24 protein-coding genes are annotated in these 24,820 nt (G+C 59.1%); 14 read left to right on the top strand and 10 right to left on the bottom strand.

The genetic code is table 11. The features are described 5' to 3' along the window. Nucleotides 1–17: 17 nt before the first annotated feature. A complete protein-coding gene (locus CKALI_RS10575) occupies nucleotides 18–1,070 on the bottom strand; it encodes an alpha/beta hydrolase (protein WP_156193316.1) in 1,053 nt (350 codons plus the stop codon). A 509-nt stretch (nucleotides 1,071–1,579) separates the two neighbouring features. On the opposite strand from CKALI_RS10575, the gene lpdA reads away from it, so the two are divergent. Next, on the top strand, nucleotides 1,580–2,980 hold the full coding sequence (lpdA, locus tag CKALI_RS10570; RefSeq protein WP_156193315.1) for a dihydrolipoyl dehydrogenase: 1,401 nt from the start codon (nucleotides 1,580–1,582) through the stop codon (nucleotides 2,978–2,980). Nucleotides 2,981–3,081: 101 nt separating this feature from the next. After that, nucleotides 3,082–3,273: a DUF6767 domain-containing protein gene (locus tag CKALI_RS10565; protein ID WP_156193314.1), complete on the top strand. Its 192-nt coding sequence runs from the start codon at nucleotides 3,082–3,084 to the stop codon at nucleotides 3,271–3,273. Between the two features lies 1 nt (nucleotide 3,274). Here CKALI_RS10565 and ramB read toward each other — a convergent pair whose 3' ends face one another. Beyond that, nucleotides 3,275–4,705: an acetate metabolism transcriptional regulator RamB gene (gene ramB, locus CKALI_RS10560; protein WP_197079690.1), complete on the bottom strand. Its 1,431-nt coding sequence runs from the start codon at nucleotides 4,703–4,705 to the stop codon at nucleotides 3,275–3,277. A 416-nt stretch (nucleotides 4,706–5,121) separates the two neighbouring features. Between ramB and CKALI_RS10555 the strand changes: the two genes are divergently transcribed. The 6 genes from CKALI_RS10555 (at nucleotide 5,122) to CKALI_RS10530 (ending at nucleotide 10,846) form a co-directional block, all read left to right on the top strand. Then, entirely contained in the window at nucleotides 5,122–5,877 is a 756-nt protein-coding gene (locus CKALI_RS10555; RefSeq protein ID WP_156193313.1) for a succinate dehydrogenase cytochrome b subunit, read from the top strand. An 18-nt stretch (nucleotides 5,878–5,895) separates the two neighbouring features. Beyond that, complete coding sequence (locus CKALI_RS10550; RefSeq protein WP_156193312.1) at nucleotides 5,896–7,902, top strand: fumarate reductase/succinate dehydrogenase flavoprotein subunit; 2,007 nt, start codon at nucleotides 5,896–5,898, stop codon at nucleotides 7,900–7,902. Then, nucleotides 7,902–8,651: a succinate dehydrogenase/fumarate reductase iron-sulfur subunit gene (locus CKALI_RS10545; protein WP_156193311.1), complete on the top strand. Its 750-nt coding sequence runs from the start codon at nucleotides 7,902–7,904 to the stop codon at nucleotides 8,649–8,651. Before CKALI_RS10550 ends, CKALI_RS10545 begins: the two co-directional genes overlap by 1 nt. Nucleotides 8,652–8,693: 42 nt before the next feature. Further along, nucleotides 8,694–9,038: a hypothetical protein gene (locus CKALI_RS10540; protein ID WP_156193310.1), complete on the top strand. Its 345-nt coding sequence runs from the start codon at nucleotides 8,694–8,696 to the stop codon at nucleotides 9,036–9,038. A 182-nt stretch (nucleotides 9,039–9,220) separates the two neighbouring features. After that, nucleotides 9,221–10,495: a DUF445 domain-containing protein gene (locus CKALI_RS10535; RefSeq protein WP_231580460.1), complete on the top strand. Its 1,275-nt coding sequence runs from the start codon at nucleotides 9,221–9,223 to the stop codon at nucleotides 10,493–10,495. A gap of 57 nt (nucleotides 10,496–10,552) precedes the next feature. After that, on the top strand, nucleotides 10,553–10,846 hold the full coding sequence (locus CKALI_RS10530) for a DUF2516 family protein (RefSeq protein ID WP_156193308.1): 294 nt from the start codon (nucleotides 10,553–10,555) through the stop codon (nucleotides 10,844–10,846). 15 nt (nucleotides 10,847–10,861) lie between these two features. Here the strand turns inward: CKALI_RS10530 and purU are convergent, their stop codons facing one another. Next, nucleotides 10,862–11,755, bottom strand: a complete 894-nt coding sequence (gene purU, locus CKALI_RS10525) for a formyltetrahydrofolate deformylase (protein WP_156193307.1) — start codon at nucleotides 11,753–11,755, stop codon at nucleotides 10,862–10,864. A 22-nt stretch (nucleotides 11,756–11,777) separates the two neighbouring features. Here purU and CKALI_RS10520 point away from each other — a divergent pair, with 22 nt between their 5' ends. After that, a complete protein-coding gene (locus CKALI_RS10520) occupies nucleotides 11,778–12,374 on the top strand; it encodes a 2-deoxyribose-5-phosphate aldolase (protein ID WP_197079689.1) in 597 nt (198 codons plus the stop codon). On the opposite strand, the gene CKALI_RS10515 is transcribed toward CKALI_RS10520, so the two are convergent. Genes CKALI_RS10515 through CKALI_RS10505 form a run of 3 tightly spaced genes read right to left on the bottom strand, consistent with a single transcriptional unit; the run spans nucleotide 12,371 to nucleotide 14,512 of the window. Next, the gene (locus CKALI_RS10515) at nucleotides 12,371–13,174 is read right to left on the bottom strand and encodes an LmeA family phospholipid-binding protein (RefSeq protein ID WP_156193305.1); all 804 of its coding nucleotides are present in this window, start codon (nucleotides 13,172–13,174) and stop codon (nucleotides 12,371–12,373) included. The genes CKALI_RS10520 and CKALI_RS10515 overlap by 4 nt on opposite strands. Before the next feature lie 45 nt (nucleotides 13,175–13,219). Next, nucleotides 13,220–14,011 (bottom strand): class I SAM-dependent methyltransferase, encoded by a 792-nt coding sequence (locus CKALI_RS10510; RefSeq protein WP_156193304.1) that lies wholly within the window; start codon nucleotides 14,009–14,011, stop codon nucleotides 13,220–13,222. Between the two features lie 15 nt (nucleotides 14,012–14,026). Next, nucleotides 14,027–14,512, bottom strand: a complete 486-nt coding sequence (locus tag CKALI_RS10505; RefSeq protein WP_156193303.1) for a DUF2505 domain-containing protein — start codon at nucleotides 14,510–14,512, stop codon at nucleotides 14,027–14,029. Nucleotides 14,513–14,535: 23 nt separating this feature from the next. Between CKALI_RS10505 and CKALI_RS10500 the strand changes: the two genes are divergently transcribed. Beyond that, a complete protein-coding gene (locus CKALI_RS10500) occupies nucleotides 14,536–15,648 on the top strand; it encodes a UDP-N-acetylmuramate dehydrogenase (protein ID WP_156193302.1) in 1,113 nt (370 codons plus the stop codon). Between the two features lie 4 nt (nucleotides 15,649–15,652). On the opposite strand, the gene CKALI_RS10495 is transcribed toward CKALI_RS10500, so the two are convergent. Both CKALI_RS10495 and CKALI_RS10490 read right to left on the bottom strand, forming a co-directional pair. After that, the gene (locus CKALI_RS10495; RefSeq protein WP_156193301.1) at nucleotides 15,653–17,359 is read right to left on the bottom strand and encodes a long-chain-fatty-acid--CoA ligase; all 1,707 of its coding nucleotides are present in this window, start codon (nucleotides 17,357–17,359) and stop codon (nucleotides 15,653–15,655) included. 45 nt (nucleotides 17,360–17,404) lie between these two features. Then, nucleotides 17,405–19,111 (bottom strand): long-chain-fatty-acid--CoA ligase, encoded by a 1,707-nt coding sequence (locus tag CKALI_RS10490; protein WP_156193300.1) that lies wholly within the window; start codon nucleotides 19,109–19,111, stop codon nucleotides 17,405–17,407. Nucleotides 19,112–19,235: 124 nt separating this feature from the next. Here CKALI_RS10490 and mshA point away from each other — a divergent pair, with 124 nt between their 5' ends. Then, entirely contained in the window at nucleotides 19,236–20,504 is a 1,269-nt protein-coding gene (mshA, locus tag CKALI_RS10485) for a D-inositol-3-phosphate glycosyltransferase (protein ID WP_156193299.1), read from the top strand. Here the strand turns inward: mshA and CKALI_RS10480 are convergent. Continuing rightward, complete coding sequence (locus CKALI_RS10480; protein WP_156193298.1) at nucleotides 20,497–20,934, bottom strand: hypothetical protein; 438 nt, start codon at nucleotides 20,932–20,934, stop codon at nucleotides 20,497–20,499. The genes mshA and CKALI_RS10480 overlap by 8 nt on opposite strands. Nucleotides 20,935–21,257: 323 nt before the next feature. Here CKALI_RS10480 and CKALI_RS10475 point away from each other — a divergent pair, with 323 nt between their 5' ends. Genes CKALI_RS10475 through CKALI_RS10465 form a run of 3 tightly spaced genes read left to right on the top strand, consistent with a single transcriptional unit; the run spans nucleotide 21,258 to nucleotide 23,935 of the window. Continuing rightward, nucleotides 21,258–22,004 (top strand): phosphoglyceromutase, encoded by a 747-nt coding sequence (locus CKALI_RS10475; RefSeq protein WP_156193297.1) that lies wholly within the window; start codon nucleotides 21,258–21,260, stop codon nucleotides 22,002–22,004. 10 nt (nucleotides 22,005–22,014) lie between these two features. After that, entirely contained in the window at nucleotides 22,015–23,253 is a 1,239-nt protein-coding gene (locus tag CKALI_RS10470; protein ID WP_156193296.1) for a sensor histidine kinase, read from the top strand. Then, nucleotides 23,246–23,935, top strand: a complete 690-nt coding sequence (locus CKALI_RS10465; protein WP_156193295.1) for a response regulator transcription factor — start codon at nucleotides 23,246–23,248, stop codon at nucleotides 23,933–23,935. The genes CKALI_RS10470 and CKALI_RS10465 overlap by 8 nt, the downstream gene beginning before the upstream one ends. On the opposite strand, the gene CKALI_RS10460 is transcribed toward CKALI_RS10465, so the two are convergent. After that, a complete protein-coding gene (locus tag CKALI_RS10460) occupies nucleotides 23,932–24,798 on the bottom strand; it encodes a hypothetical protein (RefSeq protein WP_156193294.1) in 867 nt (288 codons plus the stop codon). The two genes, CKALI_RS10465 and CKALI_RS10460, sit on opposite strands and share 4 nt — an antisense overlap. Between the last annotated feature and the right edge of the window lie 22 nt (nucleotides 24,799–24,820).

Here is a 24,820-nt window from a genome sequence, read left to right as displayed (position 1 = left end):
TGATTTTAGATCAGGTGTTACATACCAAAAGCAACGCGGAAGGTCTCCCAAGAGCCACGCAGGTCTTCCTGCCAGTAAGCCCAAGAGTGGGTGCCTACCGGGCGGAATGCCCAGTCTGCGCCGATGCCGTCGCGGTCAAGCTTGGCCTTCAGATCGTGGGTGCACTTGTTGGTAGCGGCTTCGATAACGCCACCTTCAACGACCAGGACGCCGACGTTGGCGGAGTTGCCCTGTACGCGCTCGCCGGACCAGAGGTCGTTCTCGCCAGCCAGGCCGGAAGCGTTAGAGATGTACATGGCCGTGCCACGCAGCTTGGACGCGTTGATCAGGGCATCGTTGTAGTGCCAGTTGCCAGTGCCCAATGGGCCCCACATCTGCTCCTTGGTGACGCCGCCGCGCTGCAGGGTGAGATCGATTGCGGTCAGGCCGACGCCACCGGAAGTCTGGGCACAGCCGGAGAAGGAGCCGATGGCATCGTAGAAGCCTGGCTGGTGCTGGGCGTAGAGCAGGGTGGTGGTGGCGGTCATGGACATGCCGAAGATAGCGCGCTGGGAGTTAGCGCCCAGGTGGGATTCGATGCCCTGTGGCAATTCCTTGGTCATGAAGGTTTCCCACATCTGCTTGCCGCCGAGAGCAGGGGCTTCCTGCTGCCAGTCGGTGTAGTAGGAGAACTTACCTGCCATTGGGATGACCAGGTTGACGTCCTTGTCGGCGTAGAAATCAAGGATGTCGGTCTGCATGACCCAGTTCGCACGACCTTCGCCGCCGTCGCCACCATTAAGCGCGTAGACGGTAGGGCGATTCGGGTTGGACGCAGGCTTGACGACGAGCGGTACCCAGCGATCCATGGACGGGGAGTATGCCCACATTTCCTTGACGTTGCCACCGGAGGCTTCGACCACGGAGCGCCACTTAGGAATGGTGTCCCCCATCGGACCTTCCTGGATCTGAGCAGGCGCAACACCGGCTGCTACGTTAGCGACTGGGGTGCCGGCGATGGCTGCCGGTGCACCTGCCAAGAGGGTTGCGGTTGCGGCCACACAGGCGGCGATTCGACGGAGATTCTTCATTTATCCAGCTTTCCTTGTGACGGTGGGCAAATAAGGCTTCACGAAGTTTGTCGGAGGAACCTGCCCATTCGTTAACAAACGACTATCTTTCCCTGGAAGTTATCGATTTTCAATAGAAATGGGACGATTCCAACTTCGACTTTGAAAATACCAGGAAATGTGTGGCGAATGTTACTGAAGTGAACTATTGTTATAAATGTTGTTTGCGTGATGGCTGTGACCACTGTGTAACGCCCTCGAGCTTTGGCACGCTTACATTAAGTGAAACTGACAAATCTACTTCCTAAGGAACACAATGCAGATTTTCGAACAGATCATCCTTGCCTTCAACTACGCCGTCGGCCCACTGCTCCACGCCACCTCTTCCGGTTCCAGCCAGCTGTCCCTGACTCTCGGCTGGATCTAGTCAGTACCGGCCTAAGACGTCGAAAAGCGAAATTGCACGCTTTTCGACGTCTTTTTTGTCCCAACCCACGACATAAAAACTACGGCTAGGTATCCTTGAGGGCGTGACTGAACATTATGACGTAGTAGTTCTCGGCGCTGGCCCTGGTGGCTATGTGTCCGCCATCCGAGCAGCCCAGCTTGGCCTGAAGGTTGCTGTTATTGAGAAGCAGTACTGGGGTGGTGTCTGCCTCAACGTTGGCTGCATCCCTTCCAAGGCGCTGCTGAAGAATGCGGAAGTTGCGCATATCTTCAACCACGAAGCCAAGACCTTCGGCATTTCCGGCGACGTTTCCTTCGACTTCGGCATCGCGCACGCGCGTTCCCGCAAGGTATCTGAGGGCATCGTCAAGGGTGTGCACTACCTGATGAAGAAGAACTCCATCACGGAGATCGACGGCTGGGGCACCTTCAAGGATGCCAAGACCATCGAGGTCGACGGCAAGACCATCACCTTCGACAACTGCATCATCGCTACCGGTTCCGTCGTGCGCTCCCTGCCTGGCGTAGAAATCGGTGGCAACATCGTCTCCTACGAGGAACAGATCCTCGATTCCAACAAGCCAAACTCCATGGTCATCGTTGGTGCCGGCGCTATCGGCATGGAATTTGCTTACGTGCTCTCCAACTACGGCGTGGACATCACGATCGTTGAGTTCATGGACCGCGTCCTGCCAAACGAAGATGCTGACGTTTCCAAGGTCATCACCAAGGAATACAAGAAGCTCGGCGTTAAGCTCCTGACCGGCCACAAGACCACTGCCATCCGCGACCTCGGCGAGGGCAAGGGTGTTGAGGTTGACGTTGAGTCCAAGGATGGCTCGAAGTCCGAGACCATCAAGGCTGACCGCGTCATGGTCTCCATCGGCTTCGCACCACGTACTGAAGGCTTCGGCCTGGAGAACACCGGCGTTAAGCTCACCGAGCGTGGCGCTATCGACATCGACGATCACATGCGTACCAACGTCGATGGCATCTACGCCATCGGCGACGTCACTGCTAAGTTGCAGCTGGCACACGTTGCGGAAGCTCAGGGCGTTGTCGCAGCTGAGGTCATTGCTGGCGCTGAGACCATGGAGCTCGGCGACTACATGATGATGCCACGCGCAACCTTCTGTAACCCACAGGTTGCATCCTTCGGCTACACCGAAGAGCAGGCCAAGCAGAAGTTCGAAGGCCGCGAGATCAAGACCGCCATGTTCCCATTCTCCGCAAACGGCAAGGCCCAGGGCCTGGCTGAGACCGCTGGCTTCGTCAAGCTCGTGGCTGACGCTGAGTTTGGTGAACTCCTCGGCGCCCACATGGTTGGCGCTGGTGTTTCCGAGATGCTCCCAGAGCTCACCCTCGCGCAGAAGTTCGACCTCACCGCAGAGGAAATCGGACGCAACGTCCACACCCACCCAACCCTGTCTGAGGCAATGAAGGAAGCCGCAGAAGGTTTGATGGGTCACATGATTAACCTGTAGTTTCCCGGGCACGGGATGTGGCCCCTTCTTCGGACGAAAGCAAAGCAGAAGTCTGAAGGAGGGGCTTTTTCGTCACTCCACAAAGGGTGTAAACTATAGACATGATTAAGGATCGGGTTCCGAAACATCACAACCCCAACCCCAAGTGCCCGATCCGCTTCGGTGAACCCTGTACAGCTTGTCAGCCAGGCACCTCCGGCCCGAATGACTGTCAGTTGGTGCAGCTTGTTCGCGAGGATCCGGACCTCAAAGAACTCATGGTTGAAATGATCAAAGCTAAGAAAGGCTCCTGAATCAGTACGGCGCGATAGTTGACTCGTGGGCGTCGATGTGAATATTGCGGTGTACCGGCGGGAACGCGCGTTGTGCGCAATTGTCACGCGTACAAACTCGGCAACCCGCTCCAATTGGGGTGGCAGCAGACATGTCCTCGAGGTCAAGGCCCTCGGCGTAGACAGTGCGGTCTGCGTGGCGAGCCTCGCAGCCAAGTCCGATAGCGAAGAGTTTTCCTGGTTCGCCGTAGCGTCCGCGGTGGTGTCGCACCGTTCGGGAGATCCATAAGTAGTTGCGACCGTCAGGCATCTGGGCGAGTTGTCGCATGATGGTGCCGGGACTGGTGAACGTGTCGTACACGTTCCACAGTGGGCAGGTGCCGCCCGAGTGGGTGAAGTGAAATCCGGTAGCGGATTGGCGTTTGCTCATGTTGCCAGCGCGGTCGACTCGGACGAAAGTGAAGGGGATTCCGCGCAGGTTCGGGCGCTGAAGTGTGGAAAGTCGGTGGCAGGTAGTTTCGTAGCCGACACCGTACAGCTGGCAGAGGTACTCGATATCGTATCGGGATTTTTCCGCATCACTATGAAAGCTGCGGTACGGCAGCATGAGGGCGGCGGCGAAGTATTGCGCAACGCCACGAAGTGCGAGTTCGTAGGATTCTGGTGATGTGAAGTGACCGTCATCAACGTAGGAGCGGATCATCTCGGCAGCTTCCAACTGGCCGAGTTCGGAGGCCATGCGGAAAGCCCGCTGGCCAGGATCGAGCCTGGTGGAGAGGGTAAGTGCCCGGGTTTCGGGATTAAAGCGGTGGAGCAGGCCCTCAAATTCACCTTCAGGCAGGATCTCAACACCGTGCATGCTGGTGAGTCGACGTGCGATCGCGTCCTCCGTGGCGCGGATGTTGTTAGGTCCGATGCCGAGGTCGCTAGCAATTCGTTCTGCCTGGGTATCCACGCCGTCGAGGTAGTTTTGGCGCGCATAGAAGAAGTCACGCACTTCCTCGTGTGGCATGGATAACGCGGCCTGGGCGCCCGACGTCGGCGCGTCCGGTGTGGGGGAGTGGCGCGTATCGACGGCCAGGTTCAGCTTATCGCGCACGTTTCGGTAGCGACGGTGCATGTCCACCATCGTGCGGGCAAGCGTCGGATGGTTGTATACCATTTCCGAGATCTCTTGAAGTTCGATCGAGGTTGGGCAGATTTCCTTATCTAGGACCACATCTTGGACCTCGGCCAGTAATCGGGAGTCATCATCGCGGGAAAAGAAAGTTGCGTCAACGCCGAAAGTTTCAGTGATGCGAAGAAGGACCGGCACTGTAAGGGGGCGCACGTCGTGTTCGATCTGATTGACGTAGCTCGCCGAAAGGCCGAGGGTGGCGGCGAGGGACGCCTGGCTGAGGTCGCGCTCGCGACGCAATTGGCGAAGTCGTGAACCCACATATGTCTTTCCCATAGCGCCACTCTATCGTGATGGGGGTCACGTTTGCAGGAAAACTTCGCAAAGTTTTACAAAGCTAATTTTGCAATTCGCTAACATAACAAAGCTCCTGCTAGAAAAGGGAATTAGCGAGTGAAAATGTTGCAAAAATCGCACCCGCAGAACTCATCCTTTCGGTTGAGTTAGTTTGGGGGGTGGTTAATGTCCGAAACTGATCACTGTGACGAAGCGCACACTTTGAAATGTGTGTAATCCCAAAACTCCAGCATGGTTGCTGTTGTTACAGGTGAGAAAAGGTAAAAGTAGGCGCACATTCTGCTGTGGGTGCGGCGGTGGCGTCGAAAAGCGTTGTGCCGGAACTCACATAGCAACCTAATGAGTGGTTGTTTCATCTCTGGAAGCCTTAAAGTAGTAACGACACTGGAGGTGCCATGACTGTTAAATTTGATGACCGTGACGCAGTAGCTCACGGCAAGATTACTGAAAAGCCGCTGCGTGAGCGGCCAACTTTCCCATCCTGGGCGCTCAAGCTGACCATGGCGGTCACGGGCGTTATCTTCGGTCTTTTCGTGCTGGTCCATATGATCGGTAACTTGAAGATCTACCTGCCAGACGTGGACGGCAAGAAGGATCTTGACGTTTACGCGGCATTCCTGCGCGAGCTGCTCGTGCCATTGCTTCCACATGGCTGGTTCCTGTGGATCTTCCGCATTGTGCTGCTTATCTGCTTGGTGCTGCACGTCTACGGCGCTTTCGCGCTGGTCGGCCGAGCTCACCAATCCCGAGGCAAGTTCAAGCGCAAGGGCATGGTGGGAAGCCTCAATACTTTCACCGCCCGCTCGATGATCGTCACCGGCATCGTGCTGCTGTGCTTCATCATCTTCCACATCCTCGACCTGACCGCAGGCGTTACCCCAGCTGCCCCTGACACCTTCGCGCACGGTGCGGCCTACGCCAACGTTGTGGCATCGTTTAGCCGACCAGGCGTGGCAATCTTCTACGTCATTGCCATGGTTGTCCTGTTCCTGCACCTGTCCCACGGCCTGTGGACCGCAGTGAGTGATCTGGGTATCACCGGCAAGCGCTGGCGCGCCATCCTGCTTTTCGTGGCTTACCTCGTCCCAGCATTGGTGATGATCGGTAACAGCACGATTCCGTTGGGTGTCATGTTCGGCTTGATCGGTTAAGGGAAGGAAACGAAACTAATGAGCACTAATTCTCAAACTGCTATCAAGCCAGAGTTCAACGCACCTGCATCCATCGTTGCTGGCGTTTCCATCGGCTCCGTTCTGGAGTCCGCACTGCCAGAAGGCGTTTCCTACAAGGACGCTTGGGAGTACCAGAAGGATCACTACAACCTGGTTTCCCCGCTGAACCGTCGTAAGTTCCGCATTCTTGTTGTCGGCACCGGCCTGTCCGGTGGTGGCGCAGCTGCAGCTCTCGGCGAGCTGGGCTACGACGTCAAGGCATTCACCTACCACGATGCACCACGTCGCGCGCACTCCATTGCTGCGCAGGGTGGCGTTAACTCCGCTCGAGGCAAGAAGGTCGACAACGATGGCGCATACCGCCACGTTAAGGACACCGTCAAGGGTGGCGACTACCGCTCCCGCGAAGCTGACTGTTGGCGTCTGGCTGTCGAATCCGTTCGCGTCATCGACCACATGAACGCTATCGGCGCTCCTTTCGCTCGCGAGTACGGTGGCGCTCTGGCTACCCGTTCCTTCGGTGGTGTACAGGTTTCCCGCACCTACTACACGCGTGGCCAAACCGGCCAGCAGCTGCAGCTGTCTTGTGCCGCAGCTCTGCAGCGTCAGATCCACAAGAAGACCGTGGAAATCTTCACCCACAACGAGATGGTCGACCTGATCATCAACGAAGTTAATGGCGAGAAGATCTGCCAGGGTGTCATCATGCGTAACCTGATCACTGGCGAGCTCACGGCCCACACTGGCCACGCTGTGATCCTGGCTACCGGTGGCTACGGCAACGTGTACTACATGTCCACGCTGGCTAAGAACTCCAACGCTTCCGCCATTATGCGTGCGTACGAGCGCGGTGCTTACCTCGCTTCGCCTTCCTTCATTCAGTTCCACCCAACCGGCCTGCCGGTGAACGCTGAATGGCAGTCGAAGACGATTCTGATGTCTGAGTCCCTGCGTAACGACGGCCGCATCTGGTCCCCACTCAAGCCAAAGGACGACCGTCCAGGCAACGACATCCCTGAGGAAGAGCGCGACTACTTCCTGGAGCGTCGTTACCCTGCATTCGGTAACCTCGTGCCTCGCGACGTTGCTTCCCGCGGTATTTCCCAGCAGATCAACGCCGGTCTCGGTGTTGGCCCACTGCACAACTCCGTGTACCTGGACTTCCGTGACGCTATCCAGCGCCTCGGTGAGGACGTCATCCGCGAGCGTTACTCCAACCTCTTCGAAATGTACGAAGATGCCATTGGTGAGAACCCATACAAGGAGCCAATGCGTATCGCTCCTACTTGCCACTTCACCATGGGTGGCCTGTGGACCGACTTCGACGAGATGACCTCCATCCCTGGCCTGTTCGCAGCCGGCGAGTGCTCTTGGACCTACCACGGCGCAAACCGTCTGGGTGCAAACTCCCTGCTGTCCGCATCTGTCGATGGCTGGTTCACCTTGCCATTCTCCGTGCCTAACTACTTGGCTAAGCACCTCAACGAGCCACGTCTCGCCGAGGACAGCCCAGCAGCAGTTAAGGCTCTGCAGGAGGCTCAGGCTCGCATCGACAAGCTGATGAGCATCAATGGTGAGCACGGCCCAGAGTTCTTCCACCGCCAGCTCGGCGATATCCTCTACTTCTCCTGTGGCGTTTCTCGTAACGTCGAGGACCTGAAGAAGGGCATCGAAGACATTCGCAAGCTGCGCAAGGAATTCTGGTCCAACCTGCGCATCACCGGTAACCCAGCGGAGATGAACCAGGTTCTGGAGTACGCTAACCGCGTTGCTGACTACATCGACCTCGGTGAGCTCATGTGCGTCGACGCTCTCGATCGCGACGAGTCTTGTGGCGCTCACTTCCGTGATGACCACCTTTCTGAAGAAGGCGAAGCAGAGCGCGATGACGCCAACTGGTGCTTCGTTTCCGCTTGGGAACCAGCCGGCGAAGACAAGTTCGTTCGCCACGCTGAGCCGCTCTACTTCGAAGCCGTCCCGCTGATGACAAGGAATTACAAGTAATGAAACTGACTCTTGAAATTTGGCGTCAGGCTGGACCAAACACCGAAGGTCACTTCGAGACTGTCCAGGTCCCTGACGCAGTCGAGCAGATGTCCATCCTCGAGCTTCTTGACCACGTCAACGAAGGCATGATCGAGGCTGGCAAGGAGCCATTCGCGTTCGCTTCTGACTGCCGCGAAGGCATCTGTGGTACCTGTGGCCTGAACGTAAACGGTCGTCCACACGGTGCAGACAAGAACAAGCCTGCCTGCCAGCAGCGCATGTACAACTACAAGGATGGCGAAACCCTCAAGATCGAGCCACTGCGCTCTGCCGCCTTCCCTGTGATCAAGGACATGATCGTTGACCGTTCCGCTCTGGACCGCGTTATGCAGCAGGGTGGCTACGTCTCCGTCGATGCTGGTACTGCTCCAGATGCAGACACCCTGCACATGAACCACCAGACTGCAGAGCTGGCTCTTGACCACGCTGCTTGCATTGGTTGTGGCGCATGTGTCGCTGCCTGCCCTAACGGTGCGGCTCACCTGTTCACCGGCGCCAAGCTGGTTCACCTCTCCCTCATGCCAATGGGCAAGGATGAGCGTGGCAAGCGTGCTCGCCAGATGGTCGACCAGGTTGAAACCACCTTCGGTCCATGTTCCCTCTACGGTGAATGTGCCGATGTCTGCCCTGCAGGTATCCCACTGACCGCAGTTGCTGCGATCAACAAGGAGAGGGCTCGTGCTTTCTTCTCCGCAAAGGACAACTAAGCTGTAAGTAATTGCAGCTTGTATGAAAGGCGACTAGCACTAATGAACGACAGCAAAGAACTCCAGGACTTCCCTGTTTACGAGGGCACCATTGAGTCCACCTACGTGGACGGCTACATCCCAGTGAGCTACGAGGCACCGCACTCGTCGCTGCTGAAGTCATCCACCTGGATTGGTATGGGTATGGTCCTGGCTTCCTTGGCAGGCTTCGGTATCCTCATCTTCGCAATGGGTGCGAAGTCGGTCGGCTCTCAGGAGAACTGGGACATGTACGCCATCATCGGTGGCGTCGTCGGCACCATTTTCCTGCTTGGCGGCTTCGGTGCTATCGCTGCGGGTCGTAAGGACCTCAAGGCTTGGCGGGCACGTACCGGTCGCAACGACTAGTAACGCCTGATTTTCTGTAGCCCTGCTGTATTTGTCACAGTGGGGCTACAGTTGTTCCTATGAACAGTAGAAACCTAATTATCCTGCTCATCACCTTGATTACGTTGCTGTCGGTGTATCAAGTGGTGACTACATACGGCGGGTAGCGCGCCTGTGGGCGTCGATAAGCGATAATGGCTGTTATGTCTATGCCTAGTCCTATCGATGAGCAGGAGCGCCGCGTCGCCCTCAAGCGACACAAGTTCTTCGCCACAGCGCTGCTCGGTGTTGCGGCGGTCATCTTTCTCACCTGCCGCTATGTGGAGTCCACGCTGGGGCTTGACGACGCCTGGATCGGCTACGTACGCGCGGCCGCTGAAGCCGGAATGATTGGTGGTCTGGCTGACTGGTTCGCGGTGACCGCCTTGTTCAAGCATCCGATGGGGCTCAAGATTCCGCACACGGCGATCGTGAAGCGGAAGAAGGACCAGGTCGGCGTGGCCATGAGCGAGTTCATTAGCGAGAACTTCCTCAATGCGGAACTGATCACGCAGAAGGTGCGGGAATTTGGCATCCCGGAAAAATTGGCCAATTGGCTGGTCGAGCCGGAGAATGCCACGAAGGTGTCCGCAGAGACTGGTCGGCTGACCGCCAATGTGGTGCGTGCGATGGATCCCGCAGACGCGGAGCAATTGATTCAGCGCGCCTTAATCGATAGGGCGGCAGAGCCGGAGTGGGGTCCGCCGATTGGGCGCCTCCTCGAGCAACTCATCGCTGATGGCAAGACCGAGCCTCTTGTGGAAGAAGTGGCTCAGTGGATGCATCGGAAGGCTTTGGGCGCAGAGGCACTCGTGGTCGAAGTGATCGACGAGCGCATGCCTACCTGGGCGCCTCGCTTTGTACAAGACTTGGTGGGGGACAAGGTATACCGCGAGTTGGTCTCCTGGACTGCGTCGGTCGCAGCAACCCCCGACCACGAGGCCCGCAAGGCGATTCGTCGCTTCATCAAACAACTCGCAGATGACCTCCAGTATGACAAGGTACTCAAGGGCCGAGTGGAGGAGTGGAAGCAGGACTTGCTGGGCTCCGAGCCACTTCAGGCGGCACCGGCGACACTGTGGGCCGCTACGTCTAAAGGCATCATCGCCGCTGCCGAAGACCCAGATTCGTTGCTGCGCACCAAGGTGGCAGACCTAGCTGTGACCTGGGGCGGCAACCTGCGTGACGACTCCGAACTGCGCGACTCCCTGGACCATCGCATCACTGGAGCCACCCGGTTCTTGGCTGACAACTATGCTCCTGCCGTGGCAGAAATCATTTCCGAGACCGTCGAGCGTTGGGATGCGGATGAAGCTTCAGACAAGATTGAGCTCATGGTGGGCAAGGACTTGCAGTACATCCGTCTGAACGGCACGATTGTGGGTGCGTTGGCAGGCCTCGTCATTTACACGGTCTCCCAGGTGCTCTTTGGCAGCTAGCTGCTACCATGAGCTGTCAATAGCGTTTCTACACCTACACAGAAGGACAGTTTAACGATGGTTGTTACTCCGGAACTCGTTCTTGGCATCATCCGGGCAACGATCTATGTTCTCATCGCCATCTGTGGACTTGTCGGCGCGGCCCAAGTGGCCACCACTCGCGAGGACGCTTTCGAGGCCGCGGGCCGACAGCAAAAGTGGATGTGGTGTGCGATCTTGGCAGGCTCCGCCGCCGCCATCATGTTCCGTTTCCCGCTGCTTGACTGGATCGGCATCGTTGCCATCGGCGTCTACTTCTTCGACGTGCGTCCCCAGATCAAGGACATTCTGGCGGGCAATTACCGCTGGTAGTTACCCAGCTGGTAACTACACCAACACCACGGTGTGATTGCCGTGGATAAGCACGCGGTCTTCCAGATGGAAGCGCAGTCCGCGGGCAAGAACCTGTTGTTCGGCGTCGCGACCCTTGCGCTGCATGTCCGCTGGCGTGTCTTTGTGCGAGATACGGATGACGTCCTGCTCGATGATCGGGCCGTCATCGAGATCAGAGGTGGCGTAGTGACAGGTTGCGCCGATCAGCTTCACACCGCGCTGGTACGCCTGGTGATATGGCCGGGCACCCATGAACGACGGCAGGAAGCTGTGGTGGATATTGATCGCGCGGCCAGCCCACATTTCACACAGATCGGCGGGCAGAATCTGCATGAAGCGCGCCAGGACAATCGCATCTGGCTCGTGCGCGTTCACGAGCTCGGCGACCTCATCAAAAGACTTGCGCTTGCCCACTGCATCCTTCGGGAACGGAACATAGTGGTACTCGATGCCGTGCGCTTCGGCAATCGGACGCAGGTTCTCGTGGTTGCCGATCACCGCGACCACATCCATCGGGTAGTCATTCTGTGCCACACGACCGAGGAGGTCGTGCAAGCAGTGGCCTTCTTTCGACACCAGGATTACAGCCTTCTTGCGCAGCGAATTGTCGTACAACCGCCACTGCACGTTCGCGGCGATGGAATCCGCCACCTCCTCAAAACGTGCCTTGAATTCCGCAAAGGACACGCTTATCGACGACGCTCGCACCGCCTGCCGAGTGAAGAACCAACCAGACTGCGCATCGGTGAAGTAGTCGGCCTCAACGATCCAGCCACCCATCTCCTCAATGAACGCGGAGATGCGAGCCACAATGCCAGTGGTGTCCTGGCAACTGAGGGTCAGGATGTATTGGTGTTCGTCAGATTCAGGGAGCGCTACTGGGGTCATAGCGGAACATTATAGTGAAGGCATGACCCAGGAGATAACGTCCCTATTGGAATACGCGGTGCTGGACCCGTTGGCGGTGGCTGCGGACGTCGTAAAGCGGGCGCAAGAAGCTGAAGAACAGGGCGTCCCCGCGGTGTGCGTGGCTCCGCACTTGCTGGCCGCGCTGCCGGAAACGCAGCTGCGAGTGGGCAGTGTGTGTGGTTTCCCGCATGGCACGCACCACCCGCTGATCAAGGCGACGGAGGCGCGCTTTGCGGTGCAAAACGGAGCGGTGGAGATTGCGCTGGTGCCCAATCTCGGTGCGATCGCGAGCGGCGACATGAATGCGCTGCTGGGGGAGATCGTGGCGGTGCGGGAGGCAATCACGGAGCACATCAAGCTCACGGTGATCCTGGAGACCGCTGCTTTTGCTACCGGGCAGATTCAGGCTGCTGCGGAGACCGCGGCCCGGGCCGGAGCGGATTTCCTGCAAACCTCCACCGGGTTCCATCCGGCCGGAGGAACGACGGCGCAGGCAGTGCAGCAGCTGAAAGGCGTGCTACCGGTGAAAGCCACCGGCTCTGCGGATCAGGCGGCAGAATGTCTCGCGGCGGGCGCGAGCCGAATCGTCGTGCTTTAGTTGCGCGGGCGCTGTGGCTCGCCGGTGCCTTGCAACTCATTGAGAGGCACATTATCGCCGACAAGGCGGAGCGAAATCTTGGTGTCCTCCACCTGCAGTTGATCGACCTTGAGCAGGCCGGATAATTCTGTCGCCTGCTTTTCCATGGCGGTGGTGAGGGTGTCGGTGACCTGGGACGGCAGGTTCATACCCAGCAGGCTGGCATCCTCGGCCTTGAACTTCAGCGCGCCATTTTCCAGCGTCGGGCGGAGGGTGAGGGTGGCAGCGCCATCCGTAAATTCCACCTTGACGGCCTGCTCTGCAGCGAGGGCATCGACCTTGGTGATCTTCACTAGACCCCTAATCAACTGGGAAGCGAAGTCGCCGCCCTGCTGCTTTGCGGTTTGCGCCGCCATCGATGCCTGCGCCTGCGCGAGCAGGAAGTCCTCGGGCAACTCGGTATTTACTTCCAGGTGCCCTGCGGTCGGGTTGGCATTGTCCTTGATGTTGAGGTTATCGATGGAAATTTTGGTGGCAGGAGCGCCATCGACGCGGGGAGCGCCGTCCGACCCTTCAGAAATCTGGACCGTGGAGGGCGTTTCCACATCAACCTGCGGGATCATGCCCGTGATCTGGGAGAGCAGAATCGGGGTCGGCCCGAAGGAGATGCTTGGCTCGGCCGAAGTCGTGGTGCCTTGAGCTGCGAAGTCCTTCTTCATTTGGTCACTGATCATCCAACGCAGACCGAACTCGGCTGCAATGACGAGCAGGACGGCGACAAGCGCGAGGCTGATGAAGACTTTCCAGATTTTAGTAGTCACGGTTAACCAGTGTGGCAAAAGTAGCCGGGCTTTGCCAAGGTTTGCCTACACCACATACTCCCAGGGCACCGTAATTACGTTGTCCCGGATTCGCCGACGAATCGGTTCCATGGGCATATCCAGTAGCGAGCGGGCTTCCCGCCATCTGACCCGTGGCCCGTAGGTCGCCCACCCGGCGGCGCGTTCCCACGCATCGTCGAGGGAGCGCAGAAAAGAGTAGACCGGGGTGCCCGGCACGTTCTGGTGGATCAGCTTCTTGGGCAGGCGTTCTGCCAAGTCGCTGGGCTTTTCCACGTCGAAAGGGTCCCACGCGAGGGTCAGTGACATCGGGCCCAAGGGGGAAAGCAACACCCAGCAGGAGCGCCTGCCCAGTTCGTCGCAGGTTCCCTCGACAAACAACCCATTCGGCGCCAGCCTGGAGCACACCTCGGCCCAGGCGTCCTCCACTTGGGAGACGTCGTATTGGCGCAGCACATTGAACGCGCGGACGAGATGAGGGGTATAGCCGCCGAGCTCGAAGCCGCCAAGTTCGAAGGTGACGCCATCACGGGGCGGCAGGACGCGCTCGGGATTGATCTCGAGGCCTTTGACCTGGACTGACGGGTTTACTTGTCGCAGCCAGCCCGCCCATTCGACGGTGGTGGTGTGCGAGGCGCCGTAGCCCACATCCAGGGCGAGTGGCTCTGGCCCAGACAGCGCCGACCCAACGAGCGGGGTGTATCGCAGCCACCTGTCGCAGCGGCGCAGCCTATTTACGTTCGTGGTGCCGCGGGTAATAACGCCGATAGGCCGACCACGCGACGCGCTAAAGCGCAGGTTATGTGCGTGATCGGCCATGGAAAAGAGTAAAGCTTAGAGGTTTTCGGAGATCCACTTTTCGGTCAGGGCTGCCTCGTTGTTGAAGAAATCGCCCAAGAACTCGGCGATCTTTGGCTCGATGGCTGGGCCCATGAACGGGATGTTGACGGTGACTTCGTTGGCATAAGCCAGGGTGGTGGTGTCCTCACCGGTGATGGTGATGTCGCCCTTGAAATCGACCGGGGTGCCCTTAACATCAGCGTTGTAAGAGCCGCCGGTGGAGGACAGGGTGATGGTGCGCTTGACCTTCAGAGCCTGGGTGATCATGGCGCGGGCTGCCTCTGGCATGAGTTCCTGCGGGAGGACTTCGTAAAGGACAACCTCAACGCCGTCATCAGTCTTGGTGAACTGGTTTACTTCGCCTGGTTCGGTGGAGAAGTTCGCCACGTTGTACGCCCAGTAGTCGGCGTTGGAGTAGGCCTCGAGGACCTTTGCCGGTGGAAAATTGATTACTGCGGTGTTCTCGCTACGCTTAGCCATGGATACAGACTACCGTTAGAAGTGTGCATGACCTACTGCTGACCCAGAAAATCGCTGAGATTCGTCCAGAAATCGACAAAATCGCGGAGCTCGAGCTCGCAGATGTCCCGCTCAGCCAGCTCACCACGCTGCGTCTTGGCGGCCAGCCACTGCTCACTGCTCGCTGTATGTCGCAGGCCGCAGCAATCAAGCTCGTCACGCTTCTCGACGCCCATTCCGTCCCCCTCCTCGTCGTAGGAGGCGGGTCGAATCTTGTTGTCGCTGACGGCGATCTAGATATTGTGGCGGTCGTCCTCGACTTCGATGCCATTTCCATCAATCCGGGTACTGGTCTGCTGCGCGCGGAAGCCGGTGCCGAGTGGGATGACGTTGTGGCGCTCTCGCTGGATGCCGGTTTGGGCGGTATCGAGTGCTTGTCTGGCATTCCTGGTTCTGCCGGCGCAGTGCCCGTACAAAACGTTGGCGCATACGGCGCGGAAATCTCGAGCGTGCTCACGCAAGTCCGCATCCTCGACCGCGCCACCGGTGACGTGTCGTGGCAGCCAGCTACTTCTTTGGAGTTGGCTTACCGATACTCCAATCTGAAGTTCACTGCCCGCGCTGTCGTGCTCGCCATTGAGCTGCAGCTCACGCTAGATGGGCTTTCTGCTCCGCTGCGCTTTGGTGAGCTCGCCCGCAGGCTCGGCGCCACCGAGCCCGGCGAGCGTCGGCCTGCGGGCGAGGTCCGTGAAAAAGTCTTGGAGCTGCGTCGTGGCAAGGGCATGGTCCTGGATCCGGAGGACCACGATACTTGGTCAGCGGGCTCTTTCTTCACCAACCCGACCGTCGATAATCGCGTGGCCGACTACGTGCGGCGCGTAACCGGCGAGGACAACATGCCGTGCTACCCGGTCGCGGGCACCGACCAATCTAAGCTCTCCGCGGCGTGGCTCATCGAGCGCGCCGGGTTCCCGAAGGGCTACCCGGGTAAGGGACGCGCGACCTTGTCCACCAAGCACACCCTGGCGCTCACTAACCGTGGCGAGGCCACCACGGATGACTTGGTGGCCTTAGCTCGCGACGTCGTGGCCGGCGTGGACGACAAGTTCGGCGTGCAGCTCGTGCCGGAACCGGTATGGGTCGGGGTCGAGCTTTAGCTAGCTACTTCACGTACCGCTCGATCAGCTGCTCGCGAACTTCGCGACGGCGGATCTTACCCATCTGGTCCTGCGGCAGCGCCTCGAAGTGGTAGAAGGTGCGCGGGACCTTGTATCGGGTGAGCTGCTCGCGGCAGTAGGACTTGAGGCCCTCCGGATCCATGGCGGCGCCTTCGACGAGAGTGACAGCGGCGCAGACGTTTTCAGAGCCGTCGGGCCGTGGCAAGCCGACTACAGCGCACGCAAGCACGTCAGGGTGGCCCTTGAGCACATCCTCTACCTCGACCGGGTAGACGTTGAAGCCGCCCGTGATGATGACTTCCTTGATGCGGGCAACCAACTTGATGAAGCCATCCGGTTCCATGAAACCGACATCTCCGGTGCGGTACCAGCCGTCGTGGAAGGATTCCGCGGTGGCTGCTGGCTGGTTGAGGTAGCCCTGGAACACCTGTGGGCCTTTGAGCAGGACTTCGCCTTCTTTGCCGTCCGGCAGGGTCTCGTCCAGGTTGTCCGGGTTAGCAATGCGCACGATGGTGTCAGGGAACGGCAGGCCAATGTATCCGGGGCGACGTCCACCGTCCATCGGGTTACCGACCACGATCGGGGAGCACTCGGTCAGGCCGTAGCCTTCCACGAGACGGCCACCGGTGAGATTCTCCCAGCGCTCGACAATCGCAGCTGGGAGGGCAGAAGCGCCTGAGAAGGAGTTGCGCACGCCCGTAATGTCCACGTTGGCATCTTCAGCTGCCTCAGCGATCTTTTCGTACAGGGTCGGCACACCAGGCAGGAAGGTAGGGGTGTCCTTGCGCATGATCTTCATGATCAGCTTCATGTCCGGCGCAGGCAGCAGCATCAGTTCGGCGCCACAGGATATGCCGATGAGCACGTTGGTGGTCAGGCCGTAGGCGTGGAACATTGGCAAACAAGCGAGGAATCGTTCCTTGGAATCGCCAAGACCCGGGACCCAAGCCATAGATTGGGCGACGTTCGCCATGAGGTTTCCGTGGGAAAGCTGAGCGCCCTTCGGAGTACCTGTCGTGCCCGAGGTGTACAGGATCAGGGCGATGGAATCCTTTGTGGTCTCCTGTGGAGCGTCCAGGGTTGCGCCGCTGCCGCCGATGGCGTCGCCGATGAGCAGCTCCCATGGCACCGCGTTCGGGGCATCGCCGGAGAGCTTGTCGCGCATCTTTCGCAGCTGCGGAACAGGTAGGCGCAGGGCAAAGCGTTGTGCACTTGGCATCGCCTCGATCATGTTCACCGACACGATCGTCTCCAGCGACGTGGAGTTACGCAGCTTCTCCAGGGTTGGAGCAGCCTTGTCCCAGCAGATTGCGATGCGGGCACCGTGGTCGTGGAATGGGTGCTCGAGTTCATGGGAGGTGTACAGCGGGTTGTGCTCCACCACGGTCGCGCCGAGCTTCAAGACGGCAAAGAATGCGGCAACGTGTTGCGGGCAGTTCGGCAGCAGGATCGCGACCCGATCGCCAGGTCGGACACCGAACGCCTTGAGACCTGCGGCGGCCCGGCGAACCGTGCGATCAAGCTCCGCGTAAGTCTGGGTTCGGCCAAAGAAGTTCGTGGCGACGCGATCCGCGTGTTCCTTGACGGTCGCGTCGTAGGCGTCGAGAAGCGTGCCCTCACCGTACTCGAGGGTGTGCGGGGTCCAATCCGCGTAAAGGTCCAGCCAGGCCTTGGTTTCGTAAGCAGACACGGTGAGTCACCTTTCCGTTGCAGTTTCCTGCTAGAAAGTATAGTCTCACGAGCGGTAACGGGCGATGAGCTGCTCTTGCACTTCTCGACGCCGGATCTTGCCCAACTGGTCCGCTGGCAGCTCCTCGAAGTGATAAAAGGCCCGGGGAACCTTGTACCTGGTGAGCTGCTGACGGCAGTATTCCTTGAGTCCTTCTGGGTCCATGGCAGCGCCTTCTGCCAGCGTGATGGCGGCGCAGACCGTTTCGGAACCGTCGTCGCGTGGCATTCCCACCACGGCGCACTGTTCCACATCTGGGTGCTCGAGGAGGACCTCTTCGACCTCGCCGGGGTACACGTTAAAGCCACCTGTGATGATGATCTCTTTAATGCGGGCGACGAGGCGGACGAAGCCGTCTTCTTCCATCACTCCGACGTCTCCGGTGCGGTACCAGCCGTCGTGGAAGGACTCGGCGGTGGCTTCAGGTTGGTTGAGGTAACCGTGGAACACCTGCGGGCCCTTGACTAGGACTTCACCTTCCGTGCCGTCAGGCATCGTATCGTCGAGGTTGTCCGGGTTCGCGATCCGCACCAGCGTGTCCGGGAACGGGACGCCGATGTAGCCGGGGCGCCGATTGGCGGTCATCGGGTTGCCGGTGACGATGGGCGAGCATTCGGTGAGGCCGTAGCCTTCTACCAGTCGGCCACCGGTGAGCGTTTCCCACTTTTCCACCGTGCTGACCGGCAGGGAGGAGGCACCGGAAAAGGCAGCGCGGACGCAGGAGATATCCACATTGTGCTCGAGTGCTGCCTCGATGATCTTTTCGTAGAGCGTTGGTACCCCAGGAATCCACGTCGGCTGGTACTTCTTCATCACCTTCATGATCAGCTTCATGTCCGGTGACGGCAGCATCACGATCTCCGCGCCTACATACACGCCCTCGAGTACCAGGAAGGTCATGCCATAGGCATGGAAGAACGGCAGCGCAGCCAGGAAGACTTCCTTTTGCTCGCCGAGGTTCGGAACCCAATACTTGCCTTGGATCACGTTCGCCATCAGGTTGCCGTGCGAGAGCTGCGCGCCCTTCGGGGCGCCCGTGGTTCCGGACGTATAAAGAATGAGCGCGATCGACTCCGTGGTGATGTCTGCAGGAGAGACGATGTCGTTGCCGTCGCCACCGATGGCCGAACCGACCAGGGCCTCCCACGGCACCGTGTTAGGTGCTTCCGCCGTGATTTTGTTACGGAGCTTCCGCAGCTTTGGCACGGGCAGCTTGAGCGCCGCGCGCTGCACAGCGGGCATCGCCTGCGTCATATCCACCGAAATGATTGTCTCCAGCGGGGTCGAGGAACGTAGCTGCTCCAGCATGCCCGCGGCCTTGTCCCAGCAGATCGCGATCCGCGCGCCGTGATCTTGGAACGGGTGCTCCAGCTCGTGCGCGGTGTAGAGCGGATTGTGTTCCACCACGATCGCTCCGAGCTTGACCACTGCGTAGAAGGCGATCAGGTGTTGCGGGCAGTTCGGCAGCAGGATAGCTACCCGATCGCCCGGGCGGACACCGAATGCCTTAAGACCTGCCGCCGCTCGGCGTACCTGTCGATCCACCTCGGCATAGGTCTGGGTGCGTCCGAAAAAGTTCGTGGCGGTCTTGTCTGGGTTCTTTGCCAGGTTGTTGTCGTAGCAATCCAGGATCGTGGTGTCTGCATAATCCAGGCGGTGCGGTACCCACTCCGGGAAATACTTGAGCCAAGTTTCGGATTGGAGGGCAGACATGACAAGACCTTTCATCGGTTCGTAGGTTGGAGCCAGTATAGGTCTTTCCTGTCAGCCGGTAGACACCCGTGGATAATTCAGGAGGGAATATCCAGGGGGCGAAAATCTGCCTACACTATTTCCTATGCGCATTGCGATGATCTCCATGCACACCTCTCCGCTCCAGCAGCCAGGGCAAGGTGATGCCGGCGGAATGAACGTCTACATCTTGAACTCGGCCCGCGAGCTGGCCAAGCAGGGGATTGACGTGGACGTCTATACCCGTGCGACTCGCCCGAGCCAGGGCGAAGTCGTGCAGGTGGCCGAGCACCTTCGAGTAATCAATATTGTCGCTGGCCCTTATGAGGGACTTTCGAAGGAGGAACTGCCGACCCAACTCGCAGCTTTCGCCGGCGGAATCCTGGTTTTCACGCGCTGCCACGATCTCACTTATGACCTTGTGCATTCGCACTATTGGCTTTCGGGTCAAGTGGGCTGGCTGCTTCGCGACGTCTGGCGCGTTCCCCTCGTCCACACCTCCCACACGCTCGCCGCGGTGAAGAACGCGCACCGCACCGCTCACGACACAGTGGAGTCCGAGGCGCGTCGCATTTGCGAACAACAGATCGCTGACAACGCCGACTGTCTGGTGGTGAACACTCCCGAGGAGTCGAAGGATCTGGCGATGCACTATGACACCGAGGAAGACAAGGTTGCTGTGGTCGCGCCGGGCGTGGACATTGAACTTTTCAACCCCGGCAATGATCGCGCCACCGAGCGTTCCCGCCGCTACCTGGGCATTCCGCTGCACACCAAGGTCATCGCCTTCGTCGGACGCCTACAGGTATTTAAGGGACCCGACGTCCTGATTCAGGCCGTGGCTGAGCTCGTGCGCCGCGACCCGAACCGCGACTTTTCAGTCGTCATCTGTGGTGGCCCTTCCGGCAATGCGACTCACTCGACCACCTACCAGGATCTCGCCGCCGCACTCGGTGTTTCCCGCTTCATTCGCTTCCTCCCGCCGCGCCCGCCGGAGGAACTGGTCAGTGTCTACCGCGCGGCCGATGTCATCGCCATGCCGAGTTATAACGAATCCTTCGGCCTCGTCGCCATGGAAGCTCAGGCTACTGGCACCCCGGTCGTCGCCGCCCGCGTCGGCGGCCTGCCGATGGCTGTCGCGGAAGGGGAAACGGGCGTGCTTGTCGACGGCCACGACCCCGCCGACTGGGCCGACGCGCTCGCAGCACTTCTCGATGACGATGACACCCGCATCCGCATGGCCGAAGAAGCTGTGGAACACGCCTCGCAGTTTTCCTGGACCACCACTGCCGAACGCCTGGCCTCGGTGTATAACGACGTCCTTACCGAATCTGTGGGTGGTTGTTTTGATCGGCAGCCGGAGGGTCTTAGATAAGACTCAATTGGCCAAAGTGCCCAGGAACCTCCGCGTTCGACAGAACTCGGGTTGCGCTGAATCCCCATAGCAGTTTGCCGGCTACTTCACCGAGATGGCTGGTGTGCGTGCCCAGTTCGGTGACCTGCTCGTCCTCGTGAGCCACGAGAATTCTTGAGGTTTTGAGGTACGCGGATTTTTGACATCGCCCGAGATAGGCGTTGTGTGTTGCGCAGTCCGTCAAATTTTGCGGTGGCGGCAACGCATCGAATTCCGGATAGATGATCCATCCGAATGCGCACAAAAGTGTGTATTCGGGGCCTTTGTCCGTGAATCCTAGAATTTCCCCAGTTCCAGATTCTCGGTGGAAAGGTGCTGGCGATTCTGGATTAACGGGCGAGTGAGCAAGGCTCACTTTTGGTGGAATGAGGCTGTTGTGGTGCGGATCCATGTGGTCTAGCCACCTGCATGGATAGGTGAGAGCGACATCAGTGGGGAGTGTGTCGTAGAACGAAGGTCGGAAGACTCGTGTCAGCATAGGGGTGCTATCTAGATAGTGCAGGGAAGACTAATTTCGGCCGACACCCCTGCAAGAAGCAAAGTCCTAAACAATTTTCACTCCAATTGATATGCGGGTTACTCGCCGTAAAGTGTAGTGGGTTATGGCAACCGGCAACGTGAGATCCAAGCTTTCCAAATCCTGCTTTTCTCAGGTTGTTCCCCGATAGGGGCAATCCCCGGCGCGCTCACCCAAACACTGGCAAAATAGAACGTATGACTACTGGAAAGCTGATTTTGCTGCGTCACGGCCAGTCTGAGTGGAATGCCTCCAATCAGTTCACTGGCTGGGTTGACGTAAACCTGACCGAAAAGGGCGAGGCCGAGGCTAAGCGCGGTGGCCAGATGCTCAAGGAGCAGGGCATTCTCCCTGACGTGCTCTACACCTCTTTGCTGCGTCGTGCGATCCGCACCGCGAACATCGCTCTCAACGAGGCTGACCGCCACTGGATCCCAGTCGTGCGCGACTGGCGTCTCAACGAGCGTCACTACGGCGCTCTGCAGGGCCTGAACAAGGCTGAGACCAAGGACAAGTACGGCGAAGAGCAGTTCATGGCGTGGCGTCGTTCTTATGACACCCCACCACCGGAGCTTGCTGAGGATTCCGAGTACTCTCAGGCTGGCGATGTTCGTTACGCAAACCTGGATAAGGTTCCAAACACTGAGTGCCTGCTGGACGTCGTGAAGCGCTTTGTGCCTTACTTCGAGGAAGAGATCCTGCCTCGCGCGCTCAAGGGCGAGAACGTCATGATCGCAGCGCACGGCAACTCCCTGCGTGCGCTGGTCAAGCACCTCGACGGAATTTCTGACGAAGATATCGCTGGTCTGAACATCCCAACCGGTATTCCACTCGTTTACGAGATTGATGAAAACGGCAAGGTCCTCAACCCAGGTGGCACGTACCTCGATCCTGAGGCTGCTGCTGCCGGTGCTGCTGCTGTTGCAGCCCAGGGTGGCAAGTAACCCACCCTAGATGTCGGCCCTTCTCGGATTTATAGCGGGCGTAGCTGTTGCTGCGCTCGCTTTTCCGGCTGCCGACTTTCTGAAGAAGCGCTACCGGCGCGCCAAGGTGGCCAGCACGTTGTCCACCAACCAGGTGACCACGGTGAGTCAGGTGCTGCACCTAGCAGTGCAGGGCGCGCCCACCGGCATCGTGGTGGTGGACCGCACCGGCGATGTGATCTTGTCTAATGGCAAGGCCCACGACATGGGTATCGTGCACGAGCGCACCGTCAATGAGCAGGTGTGGTCGGTGACCCAGGAGGTCTTCGACGATCAGGAAACGCGCACGCTGGACTTACAGATCCCGAAGCGTCGGACCGGCTCGCGTGTGACCGCGGTGCAGGCGCTCATTCAGCCTCTTACCCTGGTTGACCTGCGCTACAACGTGATTTACTCCACGGACGAATCCGAAAACGTGCGTATGGAAGCCGCGCGTCGCGACTTCGTGGCCAACGTCTCCCATGAGCTGAAAACCCCGGTCGGCGGCATGGCCTTGCTCGCTGAGGCGCTCCTCGAATCCAGCGACGACCCCGAATCCGTCGAGTACTTCGGCACCCGCCTGCACAAAGAAGCGCACCGCATGGCGGATATGATCAATGAGCTCATTTCCTTGTCCAAGCTCCAAGGTGCGGAGGCGTTGCCGGACATGGAGCCTGTGCTTGTCGACGACGTGGTCACCGATGCCATCTCCCGCACGCAGCTAGCAGCCGACAACGCGAACATTCGGATCTCCTCAGGCCGACCGTCCGGTGTCTTCGTCAACGGTGATCACAGTCTGCTGGTGACCGCGGTAGCAAACCTCATTAGCAATGCAATTAACTACTCGCCGCAGTCGACGCCAGTGACCGTGTCCCAGAAAGTCACTGGTGACGGCACGATTCTCATTCGCGTGACCGACCGTGGCATCGGCATCAGCGCGGAGGATCAGGTGCGAGTGTTTGAGCGTTTCTTCCGCGTCGATAAGGCGCGCTCCCGAAGCACCGGCGGAACTGGCCTCGGACTAGCTATTGTCAAACATGTGGCTCACAACCACGGTGGCACAATTAAATTGTGGTCGCGGCCCGGCACCGGGTCCACGTTCACTCTTGAATTACCAATTTACGATCCTGATTCAGAGGCTCAGCAGGCCCCAGAATTGGCTCCAGAAATTACTGCTGCTCGGCGTAGTCGCGTACTTCCGCGACGAAAGGACGAAAGCTTAAATGACTAGCATTCTGATCGTTGAAGACGAAGAGTCTTTGGCTGACCCACTTGCGTTCTTGCTGCGCAAGGAAGGTTTTGAAACAACGTGGGCCCCAGATGGGCAGGCGGCGCTAGTTGAGTTTGAGCGCGGTGAATTCGATATCGTGCTCCTGGACCTCATGCTGCCTGGTATGTCAGGTACCGACGTGTGCAAGCAGATCCGAAATGTTTCTTCCGTTCCGATCATCATGGTCACGGCCCGCGATTCGGAGATCGACAAGGTGGTCGGGCTTGAGCTCGGAGCCGACGACTACGTCACCAAGCCGTACTCCTCCCGCGAACTCATCGCCCGGATCCGTGCTGTCCTGCGCCGAGGCGGCGAACCGGAATACATGGAAGACGTCGACGACCAGATTCTGGAAGGCGGCCGAGTCCGCATGGATGTCGAACGCCACATCGTCACCGTCGCCGGCGAGCAAGTCCCGATGCCACTGAAAGAGTTTGACCTGCTGGAATACCTGCTGCGCAACGCAGGTCGCGTCCTCACCCGTGGCCAACTCATCGACCGCGTCTGGGGAGCCGATTACGTCGGAGACACCAAGACCCTCGATGTCCACGTCAAGCGCCTACGCTCCAAGATCGAGGAAGAGCCATCCCGTCCGCGCTACCTAGTGACCGTTCGTGGGTTGGGCTACAAGTTCGAGGCTTAGCGCGCCCGAGTTGCGTTAGCGGCCACGGTTGCCGGATGCGGTGCTGCCACCACGCCGGCTTCGGCCCGGCGGGCGCAGTGCTCGGCGAGCTTAGCGTAGGCCTCTGCGCCGATCAGGGCGGTTAGTTCTGCGGCGTGGGATTTCCAGATTGGTTCCGATGCCGTGTGGCACCCAGGTGCGGTGGTGCAATACCAGTCGAAATCTTCGCCACCATTGCCCCAGCCCCGACGGTTGTATTCGGTGATCGTCGTGCGGAGGATCTCCACCCCGTCTGGCCGATCTTCGTAGGCCTCGAGTCGGCGCAATGGCAGCTGCCAGCACACCTCTGGTTTCACCACGGTGAGGTCTTCGCCGGTGGCTACCGCCCACTGGTGGAGGGCACAGCCGGCTCCGGTTCCCCAGCCCGGACGATTGGCAAAGATACAAGCACCGTCGACGATGACCGTCTTGAGGGTGGGCTCGGGATTGCCGTCTTCGTCGTCGAGTTCGTCCCATTCCAGCCACGGCTCCAGGTCGCCTTCGTCAAGTGATGCAGGTTTGAGCTGCCAGAACTTGTCGGGCATGCGGTGGACTGCGTCGACGAGTTGGGCGCGGTCGGTGTCGTCGACAAGGAATGCGCCGTGACCGCAACAACCCACGGCGGGGTTCTGTGCGTCGATGCCTTTGCAGGCGGAGGTGCCGAAACCGCAGTGCCAGTGGGATTCGACCCACGTGAGGTCGATGTTGATCTGATGCAAAGGGTCGGCGGGATTGCTGAATTCAAACCATTCCCGGTCGAAATCTGGGGGGAGCTCATCGCCACGATTTATCGACGCGGCTGCATACGAGTCCGACGGAAAACCAAGAAAGACTGGGGCATTCACACTTTGACAGGGTAGACCGTCT

Source organism: Corynebacterium kalinowskii (assembly GCF_009734385.1).
Taxonomy (GTDB): domain Bacteria; phylum Actinomycetota; class Actinomycetes; order Mycobacteriales; family Mycobacteriaceae; genus Corynebacterium; species Corynebacterium kalinowskii.
This window is presented reverse-complemented; position numbering and strand designations above follow the sequence as displayed.